The organism is Sphingomonas phyllosphaerae FA2, assembly GCF_000427645.1.
Taxonomy (GTDB): domain Bacteria; phylum Pseudomonadota; class Alphaproteobacteria; order Sphingomonadales; family Sphingomonadaceae; genus Sphingomonas; species Sphingomonas phyllosphaerae.
The window spans coordinates 1,055,755-1,069,794 of the sequence record NZ_KE386571.1; the positions used below are offsets into that span (position 1 = coordinate 1,055,755).

Consider the following 14,040-nt stretch of genomic DNA (forward strand, 5'->3'; position numbering starts at 1 on the left):
GGCGGCGGCAAGGGGAGGATCACAATGACCGCAGCCGTTGAGACAGCGCCGGGGCCGGTCGCGACCGGGCCGCGCGATCCGCACGATCGCGCCGGGCGACGGCTTCGCTCGCTCGACCTGTTGCGCGGCGTGACCGTGGCGGGGATGATCACCGTCAACGCCACCGCCGGGGTGCAATCGCTCGACAAGCCGGTGTTCGCGACCTTGCTCCACGCCGACTGGGCGGGCTTCACGCTTGCCGACACCGTATTCCCCGCCTTTCTCACGATGGTCGGCGTTTCGATCGCGGTGTCGTCGCGCGGCGAGGCGGGGAGCGCGGCGGCGACGCGGCGCGTGTTGGCGCGCGCGGCGCGGATGATCCTGATCGGGCTTTTGCTCGGCCATATGTTCTTCCTTGCCGACTTCCACAAATATGGCGTGCGCCTGCCCGGCGTGTTGCAGCGGATCGGCATCGTCTTCGCGATTTGCGCGCTGCTGTATCCGCGGATGGGCACGCGCGCCCGCGCCATCGCCGCGGGGGCGTTGCTGATCGGCTATTGGGTGCTGTGCCTGTTGCCGGTGCCGGACGGAAGCGCGACCGACCTGTGGGTGCCGGGACACAATTTCGTGTCGTGGGTCGACCGCCTCGTGTTCGGCGAGTGGCGCTATGTGAAGGGGCCATTCGGCTACGATCCCGAAGGACTGCTCGGCACCTTGCCCGCGGTGGCGCAGGCGTTGCTGGGCACGCTGGCGGGCGATTTCCTGCGCCGCGGTCTCCCGGTGGTGCGCAGTGCCAAGACGCTGTTGATCGCGGGACTGGCGGCGATCGTGACCGGACTGGCGTGGGGCATCGTGTTTCCGATCGCCAAGAATCTGTGGACCAGCAGTTTCGTCCTGCTCTCGACCGGGCTGACGATCGCGCTGCTCGGGCTGTTCCACAACCTGTTCGATCGTGACGATTGTCCGGCGCGTAAGGGCGATCTGTTCGGCAGCTTCGGGCGCAACGCCATCGCCGCCTACGTGCTGCACGAAGTCGCCTCGATCATCCTGACCGGCGACGCGATCCAGTTGCCGTTCAAGTGGTTGGCGCCGATCGTCGGTACACAGATCCCGGCGCTGGCGCCGGTGGCGCTGTTCGTTGCGATCGTCTGGTATCCGATCGCCTATATGGACAAGCGCGGTTGGTACCTGCGCGTCTGACGCGCGCTTGTCAGACGGTGTAACCGTCGCGCCGGATCGCCTCTGCGATCACCGGCATGATCGGGGCTAGCTCGGCGGTGTAGCGCCGCCAGCGCGCAACCGAACGATCGTGCACCGGCTCGCGTACCTGCGCGTGGCTCGGGGTTGGAGCGTGCCGGGGCTGACGGTGGAAATCGGCCTGCGCCGGGTGCTCGGCGAGCCCGATCGCCGCCATCGCCCGCGCCCGTTCGCGTGCGGGATCGGCAACCAGATTCTCGTACCGCACGACCAGGGGGGCGATCGACAGATGCTCCCGATAATGTGCGACGAGCGCCGACACGCCCGCCAGGTGATGCGCAGCATCCTCGATCCGATAGGCGCAATTGCCGCCATGCGTCATGTCGTGCGCCATCATCGACACCAGCACGTCGAGCGGATGCCGCCGCATCAGGATCAGCGGCGCGGTCGGGAAGGCGAGCCGAATCAGCGGCAGATCGACCTCGTTGAGCGGCATCTTGTCGGTGAAGAAACGCGCACCCTCGCCACGCCCGTGAACCGCTGCCCGCGCAAGATAGAAGTCGCGGAATATGGCCGGCAGATGGTGGCGGTCCGCGATCCGCAGCCGCGCGATCGTCTGCGCCAGCGGCGCATCGCCGCCGAGCAGCGTGCCCGCGAACGCGCGCAGCTCCGCAACGAACGGCAGCTCGCCGCCCGCCCGTATGTCGGGATGCGCCGACAGGATCTGCTCGACCAGCGTCGTGCCCGACCGCGGCATCCCCATGATGAAGATCGGCTGCGGAACGTCTCCCCGCGCTGTCGCCGCCGGCAGCCCCGCCGGCCATTGTCGCTGCGTCGCGAAATGTTCGTCCATCGCCGCGCGATCGTAAACGCGCCCGAGCCGCGCCTTGCCGGCGACGAAATCCCGCCACGCCTCAGCATAACGGCCGGCGCGCTCACGCAGCCGTCCGCGCAGCAGCAACGCCGCGCCTGCTGCCTCGTCCGGAAGTCGGTCGAGCGTGGCCAACGCCTCCCGCCACCGCGCGCCGATCGCAAGCACGCGCGCCGCCAGCAGCGTCACGTCGCGCCCGTTCGCCAGACGCTGCACCTGCACGAACGCCGTTTCGGCGGCGTCGGCGTCGCCGCGTTGTTCCGCAACTTCCACCGCGAGTATAGCGGCCTGGAACGATCCGCTCGCCTCGGTGGCAAGCGTCGCGGCCTCGTCGAGATGCCCGATCCGCAACATCGCACGGGCGAGCGCCGGCGCCAGTGCCGCCGCCTCTCGCGACGACAGCGACCGTCGCGCCATCCGCAGATGCCATGCGCCCTCGTGCAACCGCCCACGCTGCACGAGCAGCTGGCCAAGAAAGCCGTGTGCCGCCGGATCGTCGGCATCATGCACCAGCCCGGCCTTTGCCACCGCTTCCGCCGCGTCCGCTTGGCCGCGTCGCAGCAACAGGTGGGCCAGATCGTCGCGGGCCCATCGTGCATCGGGGTCGACGGCGACCAGATGCCGCAGATGGCGCTCGGCCAGCCCCGGATCGCCGGCCCTTTCGGCAGCGAGCGCAGCGACCTCGAGCAGATCGACGCTGTCCGGCGCATCCGCCAGCAACCGCCTCGCCGCCGCCAACACCCACTCGCTGCGCCCCGCGTGAAGTGCGGCGCGCAACGTTTCGATTTCATCCGTCGCGGTCATGCCGCGACGCTAGCACGAACCCGCCGCTTACGCGTGATCGAGGCGGTCGGTCAGGAATGCGCGCAACAATGCGGTCACCTCGCCAGGGCGCTCCATCGGCGCCAGATGCCCGCAATTGCGGATTAGGCGGAAGTGCGCACCGGGAATGCTCGCCGCCAGTTCGCGCGCATCGTCGGGCAGGCAGATGCGGTCGCGCTCGCCGACCGCCACCAGCGTCGGCACGCGCACGCCGCCGATCGCATCGCCGATGTCGGGCCGCGCCAGCAGCGCGCGTTGCTGGCGCTCGAACACCTCGGCACCGACGCGTTCGGCCATCGCCTGCACCGGTCCGCTGATGATCGGGGTCAGCATCGGATCGGCATGCGGCGCGATCGCCAGCATCCCTTGTTCGTCGAGCGTCCGCGCGCGCATCCTCAGCGAGGCGCGGGTGCCGAACAGCGCGATCCGCTCGACCCGCTCGGGCGCCTGACGGATCATCTCAAGCGCGACATAGCCCCCCAGACTGACCCCGGCGACCGCGAAGCGCGGCGGGGCATGGGCCAGCACCCGCGCCGCCATCGCCTCCAGTGTCGCATCGACCGTCGGGTCGCCCAGCTCGGGATGCGTGATATCGCCCAGCGCGATCACCTGTTGCGCCCATAATTGTCCGTCGCAGCCCATCGCGGGCAGCAGGACGAGCGGTACGGTCCGTTGCACCATCATGTTCGTCCCTCCAGAATCAGCTGACCAGCGGGAAGGCGAACACCGCGATCCCGACCAGCGTCATCACCGCGCATACCGCCGCGGCAGGCACCAGCGTGAACCGCTGGTGGTCGGCAAGGTCGATCCCGGCGAGGCTGACCAGCAGATAAGTCGACGGCACCAGCGGGCTGAGCAGATGGACCGGCTGCCCCATCAGCGAGGCACGCGCAATCGCGATCGGCTCGACCCCGTAATGCGTGCCCGCTTCGGCGAGGATCGGGAGCATCCCGAAGTAGAAGGCGTCGTTCGAGATGAAGAAGGTGAACGGCAGGCTGAGCAGCGCGGTGATCGGCGCCATATACGGCCCCAGCACCGGCGGGATCATCCCCACCACTTCCTTGCTCATCGCCTCGACCATTCCCGTGCCCGACAGGATGCCGGTGAAGATGCCCGCCGCGAAGATCAGCGAAACGACCGACAGGACGTTGCCGGCGTGCGCGGCGATCCGCTCCTTCTGCTCGGCGACCTGCGGATAGTTGACGATCATCGCGATCGCGAATGCCAGCATCATCAGCACCGACAGCGGCAGGATGCCCGACACCAATCCGGCGATAAGCGCGATCGTCAGCGCGGCGTTGAACCAGCGCAGCTTTGGGCGACGCGCCTCGGGGAACTGCGACACCGCCATGCCGGTGAAGGCGGTCGGCTCGTTCGCCTTGACGTGCCCGATGCGGCGGCGCTCCTTGCGTCCAAACCAGATCGCCAGCCCGATCAGGAAGACCAGCCCTGCGATCATGCCCGGGATCAGCGGCAGGAACAATGTCGCCGGGTCGAGCTTCAGCGCGCTCGCCGCGCGCGCGGTCGGCCCGCCCCACGGCGTCAGGTTCATGATCCCGCTGGTGCTCATCAACAGGCAGCAAAGGTACAGCCGGTTCATATCGTACCGCTTGTAGAGCGGCAGCAGCGCGGCGATCGTGATGATATACGTCGTCGATCCGTCACCATCCAGGCTGACGATCGCGCACAGCACGACCGTGCCGATCAGGATCGCCAGCGGATCGCCATGCACCACGCGCAGCAGCCGGTTGACCAACGGATCGAACAGCCCGGTATCGGTCATGATCGAGAAGAACAGGATCGCGAACAGCAGCATCACGCCGGTCGGTGCAAGGTTCTTGATGCCGTCGATCATCATGTCGCCCAGTCCGGACGCGAAACCGGCGAGCAGCGCAAACGCGGTCGGCACGACGATCAGCGCGACGAGCGGGGTCATCCGCTTCGTCATGATAAGCGTCATGAAGGTGGCCACCATCAGGAAGCCGAGCAGAGCAAGGTCCATCGGAAGGATGCTTTCGTCGGGAGGAAAGGAGATCAGAAGGTGACGGCGATGCGGGTGCCTAGCGTTTCGCCCCTGTCGGCACCGGTGTAGGCGCCCGCGCGATTGTCGGTGTCCCAATGGGCCAGGTTGATCTGGAAGCGGGTAAAGCTGTTGAGGTACCAATTGGCGCCGATCGTCGCCGCCCAGCCGCGCCCGCCGCTCAGCAGACTGGTGTAATCGAGATTCTCGTAGCGCGCGGTCAGCTCGATCGCGCCGGGGCCGCCGTCGAAGATCGGCTTCAGCACGCGCGGCTGGCCGAAGCTGCCGAGGCGCGGATTGTATGGGGGCAGGTCACCGGTGACGAACCAGCCGCCCGACAGGCTCCACGCCTTGCTGACGAAATCGGAGCGGCCGGCGTCGAGCCGCGCGTGCCGCTGGCCGGCTTCGCCCATCACCCAGATCGGGCCGATATAGCCGCCCGCTTCCACGCCATAGCCGGTGGTGCTGCGCCCGCCCAGCAATGTCCCGGTCGACACGCGCAGCGCGCCGTTGAAGCGCCCGCCGATGACGGTGTTGCGGGTCAGCGTCGTCGCGGCCGACGATAGCGCTTCGTCGAAGCCCCATAGGCCGAGGTGGAGGACGCCGCCCTCAGTCTTGATCGGGTTCCAGTGCGCGCGGGCCAGCGCGGTGCGACTGTCGCTGACGCTCTGGTTGCCATCGATCCGATCGCCGGTGACGGTCAGCGAGGCGTGGCCGCTCTTCCAGAACACGCGCGGCATGACGCCGACGCCGTAGAAGCCGCGCTGCGGGATGATCGCGGTCGCCACCACCGTGCGTTCCATGAACGGCGTCGAGTCCGATCCGGTCGCGCCCTCGAAGCTACGATCGTTGAAAAGGTGACCGGCGCGAACGTCATAATCCACGCCCTTGCCGATCCGGTCGCGCCAGCCGACGAAGGCGGTGACGATATCGACCTCGTTCTCGGAAAAGTCGGTTTCGAACTGGTAGAAGAAGTGCGTGCCGACGCCCCCCTCCAGCCCGAGGCGCAGTGCGCGCATCCCGGTCGTCGTCAGGTTACGCGCATCATATTTCGAACCGAAGGTCGAGCTGACGTCGGTCAGGATGCGCCCGCGCGGCTTGAAGGTGTAGATGCCGTCGGCGGAATGGAACACCGGCAGCCCCGCGCCCCATTCGGTCGTGACGCCCGCGGCATTGGCCTGCCCCGCCTGCACGATGTCGCGCTCGGCGGGCCCGGGCGGCACCAGCTGCGGCGCGAACGGCCGGGTGACGGTGTCGCGGCCCTGCACATTGGTCTGCGCCAGTTGCGGCGCGACCGGTGTTCCGGGCACGGGCGCTGGTGCTGGGGCAGGGGCGGCGGCGACCGGTTGCGCGCCCTCCAGCCGGTCGAGCCGCGCGCGCAGCGTCGCGATCTCGGCCGCCTGTTGCCGCACCAGCACGGCGAGTTCGTCGGCGCTCGGCGTCTGCGCCAGCGCCGGGGTGGCGGCAAGCAGCGCGATCAGCGCGCTGGCGGTTCGGAAGATGGTCATGGCGTCTTGGCCCCTTCGGCGAGGATCGCGCGCCAGTCGGTCAGGAACCGCCGGCGCTTGATCGAATCGAGATTGACGAGAAGCTGCGGCCCGACGCGGATCGGGCGCTGTTGTTCGCGTGACAGCCGCGGTGCACGCACGTCGGTGCGCACCGGCAGCAGCCACTCGCGCGCGAGCAAGGTCTGCCCGGTGCGCGACAGCAGGAAATCGAGGAACAGCCGCGCCGCCGCCGGTCGCCGCGCATCGCGCGCGATGAAGGCGACGCGTGAGGCGACGATCGTATAGTCGCGCGGGAAGACCACCCCGATCCGGGGATCGCGTCGCGCCCGCGCCAGCGCATAGGGGCCGACGACGTTATAGGCGATCGCGATCCGCCCCGCCGCGATCGCGTCCAGCATCGGCTCGGTGGTGCGCGATAGCATCGGGCGGGTCGCGGCGATCGCCTGCACCAGCGAGCGGGTGTCGCGCGTGATCGCCTGATCCTCGCTGAGATACAAATAGCCGACGTTCGACTGCGCCGGGTCATAGGTCGCGACCTTGCCGGTCAGCGCGGCACGGCGATCGCGCAACAGCCGCTCGAACGCCTCGTGCGTCCGCGGCACCAGCGCCGGGGGAACCAGCCTTTGGTTGACGACGAACGCGACCGGTTCTGCGGTGACTCCATAGCCCATGTTCTTCCACACCGCGGTGGCGGGCAGCGCCGGCTTCTCGGGGCTCAGATAGGCTTGCGCATAGCCGTCGTTGATCAGCTTGGCCTGCAGATCCATCCCCGACGACCACACCAGATCCGCGCCCGGCCGGTGCGCTGCGGCGTCGGTGACCACCCTGCGATAGATGTCGCGCGACTCCAGGTCGTCGTAGCGGACCGCGACGCCCGGATAGGTGCGGCGGAACGCGGCGATCAGCGGCTGCATCGCGGCGCTGTCGGCATTGCCGAAGACGTGCACCCCGCGCTCGGCCCGCGCCGCGGCGATCAGCGCGTCATAGGAGCGGGGGTAGCCCGCCGGGCGTTGTGCGGCGGCGGGCGTCGCGGCCCCCAGCACCAGCATCAACAGGATCGGCATACGCATGATTCAGGTCCTCTCGCTTCCCGCCTCTGAGTTCGGGTAAGCTGTTGAACATGGATTATGCCGGCAAGCTGTCATTAACCTTTCACGGTTCGCCCCCGACATGCGAATTCTGATCGTCGAGGACGATGCGGCGCTCGCGCGCGGGATCGTCGCGCTGCTGCGCGCCGCCGGCCATGCGGTCGATCACGTCGCCGATGGCGAGGACGCGCTGATGGTCGTCGCCGAGGAAAGCTATGCGCTGGTGGTGCTCGATGTCGGCCTGCCGGGGATCGACGGCTTTGCGGTGCTCCAGACGCTGCGGCGGCAGGGCAATCGCGTACCCGTGCTGATGCTGACCGCGCGCGACGCGCTCGATGATCGCGTGCGCGGACTCGATCTCGGCGCGGATGATTATTTGCGAAAGCCCTTCGCGCCTGAGGAACTTGAGGCCCGCATCCGCGCGCTCGGCCGGCGACGCGGCGGCGATCCCACGCCGGAACTGGTGGTGGGATCGCTGGTGCTCGACCGGTCGCGCGGGGTGGCGCGCGTGGGCGATCGGCTGCTCGACCTGCGCCGTCGCGAATGGGCGGTGCTTGACGCGCTGGCGACGCGCGCCGGGCAGATCGTCCCGCGTGAGACCTTGCAGTCGGAGGTCTTCGGCTATGACGAGCCGGTCGGCCCCAATGCGATCGAGGTGAACATCACCCGCCTGCGCGGCAAGCTGGCGCCGGACGGTCCCGCGATCCGCACCGTGCGGGGCGTCGGTTATCTGCTCGATGGCGGATGACCCCGCGCGCGGCCGTGCGCCTGCGCTACGCACGCGCCTGCTCGCCGCCCTGCTCGCGCCGCTGCTCGGCATCGCGATCCTGCTCGGGCTGGCCGGCGCGACGCTGATCGCCGACACCGTGCGGCGCACCAACGACCGCGTGCTGGGCGGCGCGCTGGGCGCGATCGCCGAGACGGTGCAGGTCGAGCGCGGCGAGGTGACGATGGACCTGTCGCCCGCCGCGTTCGGGATGCTGGAGAATAGTGAGCGCGACAACGTCTATTACCGGATCGCGGTCGGCGACCGGCTGCTCACCGGCTATGCCGATCTGTCCGCGCCCAGCGCAGCCGAGCTGACGCTCGACACGCCGCGCTTCCGCTATGCCCGCTACCGCGATCAGGACATCCGCATCGCCGAGGTCCGCCGCGCCCTGCCGCGCATCGCGGAGCCGGTGATCGTGCAGGTGGCCGAAACGCTCGACGGTCGCCGGGCGCTGCGCAACCGGCTGCTGCGCGCGCTCTTGCTCGGAGAGGTTTCGCTGATCGGCGTCGCGATGCTGCTGATCCGCCCGGCGCTCTCGTGGAGCCTGCGACCGTTGTCGCGGCTGCGCGACGCCGTGGCCGCACGCGACACCCGCGCCACGCCGGACCTGTCGCGGCTGGACGCCGGGCCGCTGCCCACCGAATTGCGCCCGCTCGCCGACGCGTTCGACCATCTGCTCGCGCGCCTCGACACCGCGACGGCGGGAATGCGCCGCTTTACCGCCGACGCCTCGCACCAGATGCGCACGCCGCTGACGGTATTGAAGGTGCAGGTGGCGCTGGCCCGGCGCGGCGACCCGGCGGCGCTCGACGAGATCGCCGACGCCGCCGACCGGCTCGAACATCTCGTCACGCAATTACTGGCGCTCGCCCGCGCCGAGGAAGCCGGGGTCGCGCCGCCCTCCGAACGCGTCGATCTGCGCGAGGTCGCGGTCGCCGTCATCAACCGCCGCATCGCGCAGGCGATCGGGGCATCGGTCGAACTGCACCTAGACGCGCCCGAAAGGATTGCGATCGACAGCCACCGCACGCTGATCTTCGAAATCCTGTCCAACCTGATCGACAACGGCATCCGCTACAATCGACCGGGCGGGCAGGTGACGATTGCCGTATCGCGGGACGATGGCGGCGTGTCGGTGATCGTAGCGGACGACGGGCCGGGATTGTCCGACACCGATGTCGCCAAGGCCGGGCACCGGTTCGCGCGTTTGTCCACCAGCCACGGCACCGAGGGTACCGGGCTGGGCCTCGCCATCGCGCGCTCGGGTGCGCAGCGCATCGGCGCGACCCTGTCGCTGGTGAATACACGCCCCGGACTTCGCGTCGTCTTGCACTTCGGATCCCCGAACTGACGCAACGTGAAGGGTCTAGCGGACCATCCTCACGGATGATGACGCTATCATCAGATAAATGCCTGAGATTGCGATCGATTGAAACAAATTTTCATTGTTAAATCATCTTGGCGGTGACACACCCCCGGCGCTGACACCGGGAGGTAAGCCGCTGACGATCCATCGCAAAGATGGACGCAGGCATTACCACCCGGGCGCTTCAGGGAGCGTAGGGGAGTAGAATAGATGACGATGAGGAATTTGCTGGCCGGCGGTTGCTGCTTGGCCGCACTGATAGCCATGCCGTCGCTTGCAGCGGCGCAGACGAACGACACGCCCGTCCCGTCGATCGGCGATCCGGTCGCCTCTGCGAAACTGGCCGGAGACGGCGCGCGCGACACCAGCAGCGACAGCGGTCAGGACGTGGTCGTAACCGGTACGCGCATCGTGCGCCCGAACAATCGTTCGGCCGCGCCGATCGTGACCACCACCGCATTCGACATTGCCGCGCAGGGCGCGACCACGATCGAGGAAGTCGTCAACCGGCTGCCGCAGGTGCAGGTCAATTCCGAACAGAACTTCAGCGATTCCGAGGGGCGTCAGCGGATCAAGCTGCGCAGCCTCGGTTATGAGCGCACATTGATGCTGATCGACGGACTGCGGATCGGTCTGCCGAACACCGTCGACGTCGGGATCATCCCCAACGCGCTCGTCGAGCGGATCGACCTGCTGACCGGCGGCGCATCGTCGGTCTATGGTTCGGACGCGGTCTCGGGTGTCGTCAACTTCATCCTGAAGAAGAACTTCTCGGGCATCCGCCTCGATGCGAACTACAGCTTCTTCAACCACGACAATTCCGCCAATGCCGTTACCGAGGCCGCCGGCCGCGCCGGCTTCGCCTCGCCGAACGGTCTGACCAACGACGGCGGGCGCAGCGACATCAGCCTTGCCGCCGGCACCAACCTGTTCGACGGCCGCGTCAACTTCACCAGCTTCATCAACTATCGCCAGTCGAATATCGTGAAGCTCGGCGACCGCTCGACCGCGGTCTGCGAAGTGACGCAATCGGCGAACAATGCGCCGCTCGGTTGCAATCGCGCCAGCTTCACGCCGGCCGGCACGATCATCCCGCAATCCGGCCCGCGCGCCGGACAGCAGCTGGTCAACAACCCGAATGGCGATGGGACGTTCATCCCGATCAACAGCGGACCGTCGGGCGCGTCAGCGAACCCGTATGACGATCACGCCTTCCAGCGGCCGTTCGAGCGCGTCAACGTCGGCGGCTTCCTGACCGCGGAAATCACCAGCGACATCGAACTCTACGCCAATGCGCTGTTCTACCGCGACAAGTCGTACAACACGATCCTGAACCGCACCTTCAACTTCGGCGCCTATGGCAGCGATCCGTATCAGGTGAATTGCGACAACCCGTTCCTGTCGGCGTCGCAGCGCACCGACCTGTGCGGCGCGAACGCCGGCGTGGCTGGGCAATATGCGCCGATCGACGTCCGTTATCGCTTCGATGGCCTGCCGCTTGTCCGGTCGAAGTTCACCAACGAGGGCTATCGTATCGTCGCGGGTCTGCGCGGCAAGGGGCTTAACGACGTCTGGAGCTACGACGTCGCGGCGATGATCTCGCGCGCGCGGCTCGACACGATCGACCAGCCGTTCGCGCAATTCGCCAATGTGAACCGCTCGCTCGACGTCGTGAATGTCGGCGGAGTGCCGACCTGCCGCTCGGTCGTGAACGGCAGCGATCCGAACTGCGTCCCCTTCAACGCCTTCGCGCCGTTCAACAAGGATCAGGCGCTCAACAACTATCTGTATGGTGCGGCATCGGGCGGGATCAGCACGCGCATTCCGCGCCTGTTGCAGATCCTCGCGACCACCAGCGGCGATCTCGGCAAGTACGGCATTACCTCGCCGTTCGCCGAACAGGGCGTCGCGGTCGCGCTTGGCGCGGAATATCGCGAGGAGATGGAGCGGACGATCGTCAACCAGATCTTCATCGACAACAATGGTGGCCAGAACCAGCGCGTTACGCAGAACATCTTCGAGGCCAATGCCGAAATCCAGGCCCCGCTGGTCGAAAATCAGTCGTGGACGCGTCTGCTGCAATTCAATGGCGGCTATCGCGTGTCGAAGTACAACCGCCTCGAAAACCGCTTCACCACCTGGAAGATCGAGGGGCTGTGGTCGCCGGTCGAGGACATCACGTTCCGCGCGTCCTATAACAAGGCGCAGGCCGCGCCGGGCGTCGGTGCCGCGGCGGGCGCATCAAACATCTTCTGGAACCAGGGCTTCTATGCCGATCCGTGCGCGCCGCGTGTCGACAGCAGCAACCCCAGCGGTCCGCGCCTCGCGCCGCTCTATAGCGCGGCGCAATGCGCCAATACCGGCCTGCCCGCGAACCTGTACGGCAGCGCGACGCTGATCTGTCCGAACGATGCGTGTACCGTGCGCGAGGGCGGGTTCAACCTGAAGCCGGAAACCGCCTATACCAAGACGTTCGGCGTCGTGTTGCGCCCGCGCTTCATCCCGGGCTTGACGGTGTCGGTGGATCGCTGGCTGATCGACCTCGAGGACCAGTTGACGTTCGTGCAGCCGCAGGACTTCATCAACGAGTGCCTCACCACCGGGCTTGATTATTTCTGTCGCGGCGTCGTCCGCAATCCGGGCACCGGCACGCTGTCCAGCTCGCCGGCGACCAGCCCGGCGACCGGCTGGGTCGCGCGCGGATCGACGAACGGCTACAAGGAGCAATCCTATGGCTGGGACTTCCAGGGCCAGTACAATGTCGGCCTCGGCGGTGCCGGTCTGCTCGATGTCAGCTTCAACGGCACTTTGATGACGCGCAACGGCGGTCAGGCGTCGCCGACCGCGATCCAGCGCAACTGCACCGGCTATTTCAGCAGCGGGTGCGGCGAGAGCATGCCGCGCTGGCAGCACCAGATGCGCGTGACATGGTTCGCGCCGGAGCGGATTGCCAACGTGTCGGTCAACTGGCGTCACCGCAGCGGGATGCCGACGACCTTCTACGCGCCGGCCAGCACCGGCATCCCGCAGCAGGACGAAAGCCAGCGTCGTGACCAGTACCCGGGCATCGCCACCTATGACTGGATCGATCTCGCTGTCGGGTTCGACATCAGCAAGCGCATGACGTTCCGCATCGCCGCGAACAACCTGTTCGACCGCGACCCGCCGATCGTCCCCGACAGCCGCTCGAAGATCGGGCTGCTGCGCGGCAATACAATCATGGGCTACGACCTGCTCGGTCGTCAGATCGTCGCGGGCGTCTCGCTGAGGCTGTAACTGACAACGCCGCCCGCCCCGATCGGGGCGGGCGGCGCATCGTCAGGTCACGGGATCAGCCGCTCGGCGCGCAACCGCTCGAACAGCGCGAAGAACGCGTCGTCGGTCGGCTGATAGCCCGTGAAACCGAGCCGCCGGCTCTTGCTCATGTCGGTGACGACCTCGATCGGCCGGCCGAGGTCCGCATCAGTGTGCCACGGCGACGCGAGCCGCGACAGCTCCTGCTCGACCAGCCCCTCACGTCCCGCGATCTCGCGCCAGAGCGCGGCATCGTTGGCCATCTGCTGCTCGAGCGGCCGCACGACGCCATCAAACGGCGCGGGCTCGACATCGAACCATTCGGCGATCCGCCCCCACATCCATTGCCAGCGGAAGACGTCGCCATTGACGACGTTGAACGCCTGATCGTGCGCCGCCGGCATCTCGGTCGCCCACAACAGATGCTGCGCCAGCTGCCCGGCGTCGGTCATGTCGGTCAGCCCCGACCATTGCGCCGCGGATCCGGGAAAGACGAACGGCCGCCCCGTCTCGCGACACAACGTCGCATAGACCGCCAGCGTCGTCCCCATGTTCATCGCATTGCCGACCGCGAGCCCGATCACCGTATGGGGCCGATGCACGCTCCAGGTGAACCCGTCGCGCGCGGCGGCCGCGAACACCTCGTCCTCCTGCGCATAATAGAAGTTCTCGACGTCCAGCCGCCCCTGTTCCTCGCGGAACGGCGTCTGCGGCAGCGTGCCTTGGCCATAGGCCTCGAACGGCCCGAGATAATGCTTCAGCCCCGTGACGAGCGCGACATGGCGCGGACGCGTGGGGCGGGGCAGGGCATCGAGCAGGTTGCGCACCATCGCGCCGTTGACGCGGATGTTCTCTGCCTCGCTGTCCTGTCGCGCCCATGTCGTGATGAACACCGCGTCCGGGTTCAGGTCGCGCAGCGCCGCGGCGGTCCCCTTGGCGTCCTGCAAGTCCGCCGCCACCGGCCGCACGCCGTCCTGCGCCGCCGGACGCCGCGCGAGCCCGTGCACCGTCCAGCCGCGCTCGACCAGTAACGCCGCCGCCGCCGCGCCGACGATCCCGCTCGCGCCCACCACCAATGCCGTCTTCGTCATACATGCTCCTTTTCGTTCAATAGCTAGGCACCGAG

Annotated in this window: 10 protein-coding genes; 4 read left to right on the plus strand and 6 right to left on the minus strand. The window is 67.7% G+C overall.

The window, feature by feature from the left end:
• Positions 1-24 precede the first annotated feature (24 nt).
• The gene (locus SPHPH_RS0105410; protein ID WP_051272854.1) at positions 25-1,179 is read left to right on the plus strand and encodes an acyltransferase family protein; all 1,155 of its coding nucleotides are present in this window, start codon (positions 25-27) and stop codon (positions 1,177-1,179) included.
• A 10-nt stretch (positions 1,180-1,189) separates the two neighbouring features.
• Here SPHPH_RS0105410 and SPHPH_RS18995 read toward each other — a convergent pair whose 3' ends face one another.
• Genes SPHPH_RS18995 through SPHPH_RS0105435 form a run of 5 tightly spaced genes read right to left on the minus strand, consistent with a single transcriptional unit; the run spans position 1,190 to position 7,467 of the window.
• Complete coding sequence (locus SPHPH_RS18995; protein WP_051272855.1) at positions 1,190-2,851, minus strand: tetratricopeptide repeat-containing sulfotransferase family protein; 1,662 nt, start codon at positions 2,849-2,851, stop codon at positions 1,190-1,192.
• 27 nt (positions 2,852-2,878) lie between these two features.
• A complete protein-coding gene (locus SPHPH_RS0105420) occupies positions 2,879-3,553 on the minus strand; it encodes an alpha/beta fold hydrolase (RefSeq protein WP_037488149.1) in 675 nt (224 codons plus the stop codon).
• A gap of 16 nt (positions 3,554-3,569) precedes the next feature.
• Positions 3,570-4,871, minus strand: a complete 1,302-nt coding sequence (locus SPHPH_RS0105425) for a CitMHS family transporter (RefSeq protein ID WP_028965777.1) — start codon at positions 4,869-4,871, stop codon at positions 3,570-3,572.
• Between the two features lie 32 nt (positions 4,872-4,903).
• Complete coding sequence (locus tag SPHPH_RS0105430; protein WP_028965778.1) at positions 4,904-6,397, minus strand: OprO/OprP family phosphate-selective porin; 1,494 nt, start codon at positions 6,395-6,397, stop codon at positions 4,904-4,906.
• Complete coding sequence (locus SPHPH_RS0105435; protein WP_028965779.1) at positions 6,394-7,467, minus strand: ABC transporter substrate-binding protein; 1,074 nt, start codon at positions 7,465-7,467, stop codon at positions 6,394-6,396. Before SPHPH_RS0105435 ends, SPHPH_RS0105430 begins: the two co-directional genes overlap by 4 nt.
• A gap of 100 nt (positions 7,468-7,567) precedes the next feature.
• Here SPHPH_RS0105435 and SPHPH_RS0105440 point away from each other — a divergent pair, with 100 nt between their 5' ends.
• The 3 genes from SPHPH_RS0105440 (at position 7,568) to SPHPH_RS0105450 (ending at position 12,896) form a co-directional block, all read left to right on the plus strand.
• Positions 7,568-8,233, plus strand: a complete 666-nt coding sequence (locus tag SPHPH_RS0105440; protein ID WP_028965780.1) for a response regulator — start codon at positions 7,568-7,570, stop codon at positions 8,231-8,233.
• Positions 8,223-9,605, plus strand: a complete 1,383-nt coding sequence (locus tag SPHPH_RS19000; protein ID WP_037488152.1) for a sensor histidine kinase — start codon at positions 8,223-8,225, stop codon at positions 9,603-9,605. The genes SPHPH_RS0105440 and SPHPH_RS19000 overlap by 11 nt, the downstream gene beginning before the upstream one ends.
• Positions 9,606-9,866: 261 nt before the next feature.
• A complete protein-coding gene (locus SPHPH_RS0105450) occupies positions 9,867-12,896 on the plus strand; it encodes a TonB-dependent receptor domain-containing protein (protein ID WP_238302916.1) in 3,030 nt (1,009 codons plus the stop codon).
• Between the two features lie 47 nt (positions 12,897-12,943).
• Here the strand turns inward: SPHPH_RS0105450 and SPHPH_RS0105455 are convergent, their stop codons facing one another.
• Complete coding sequence (locus SPHPH_RS0105455; protein WP_028965782.1) at positions 12,944-14,005, minus strand: SDR family oxidoreductase; 1,062 nt, start codon at positions 14,003-14,005, stop codon at positions 12,944-12,946.
• Positions 14,006-14,040: the final 35 nt, after the last annotated feature.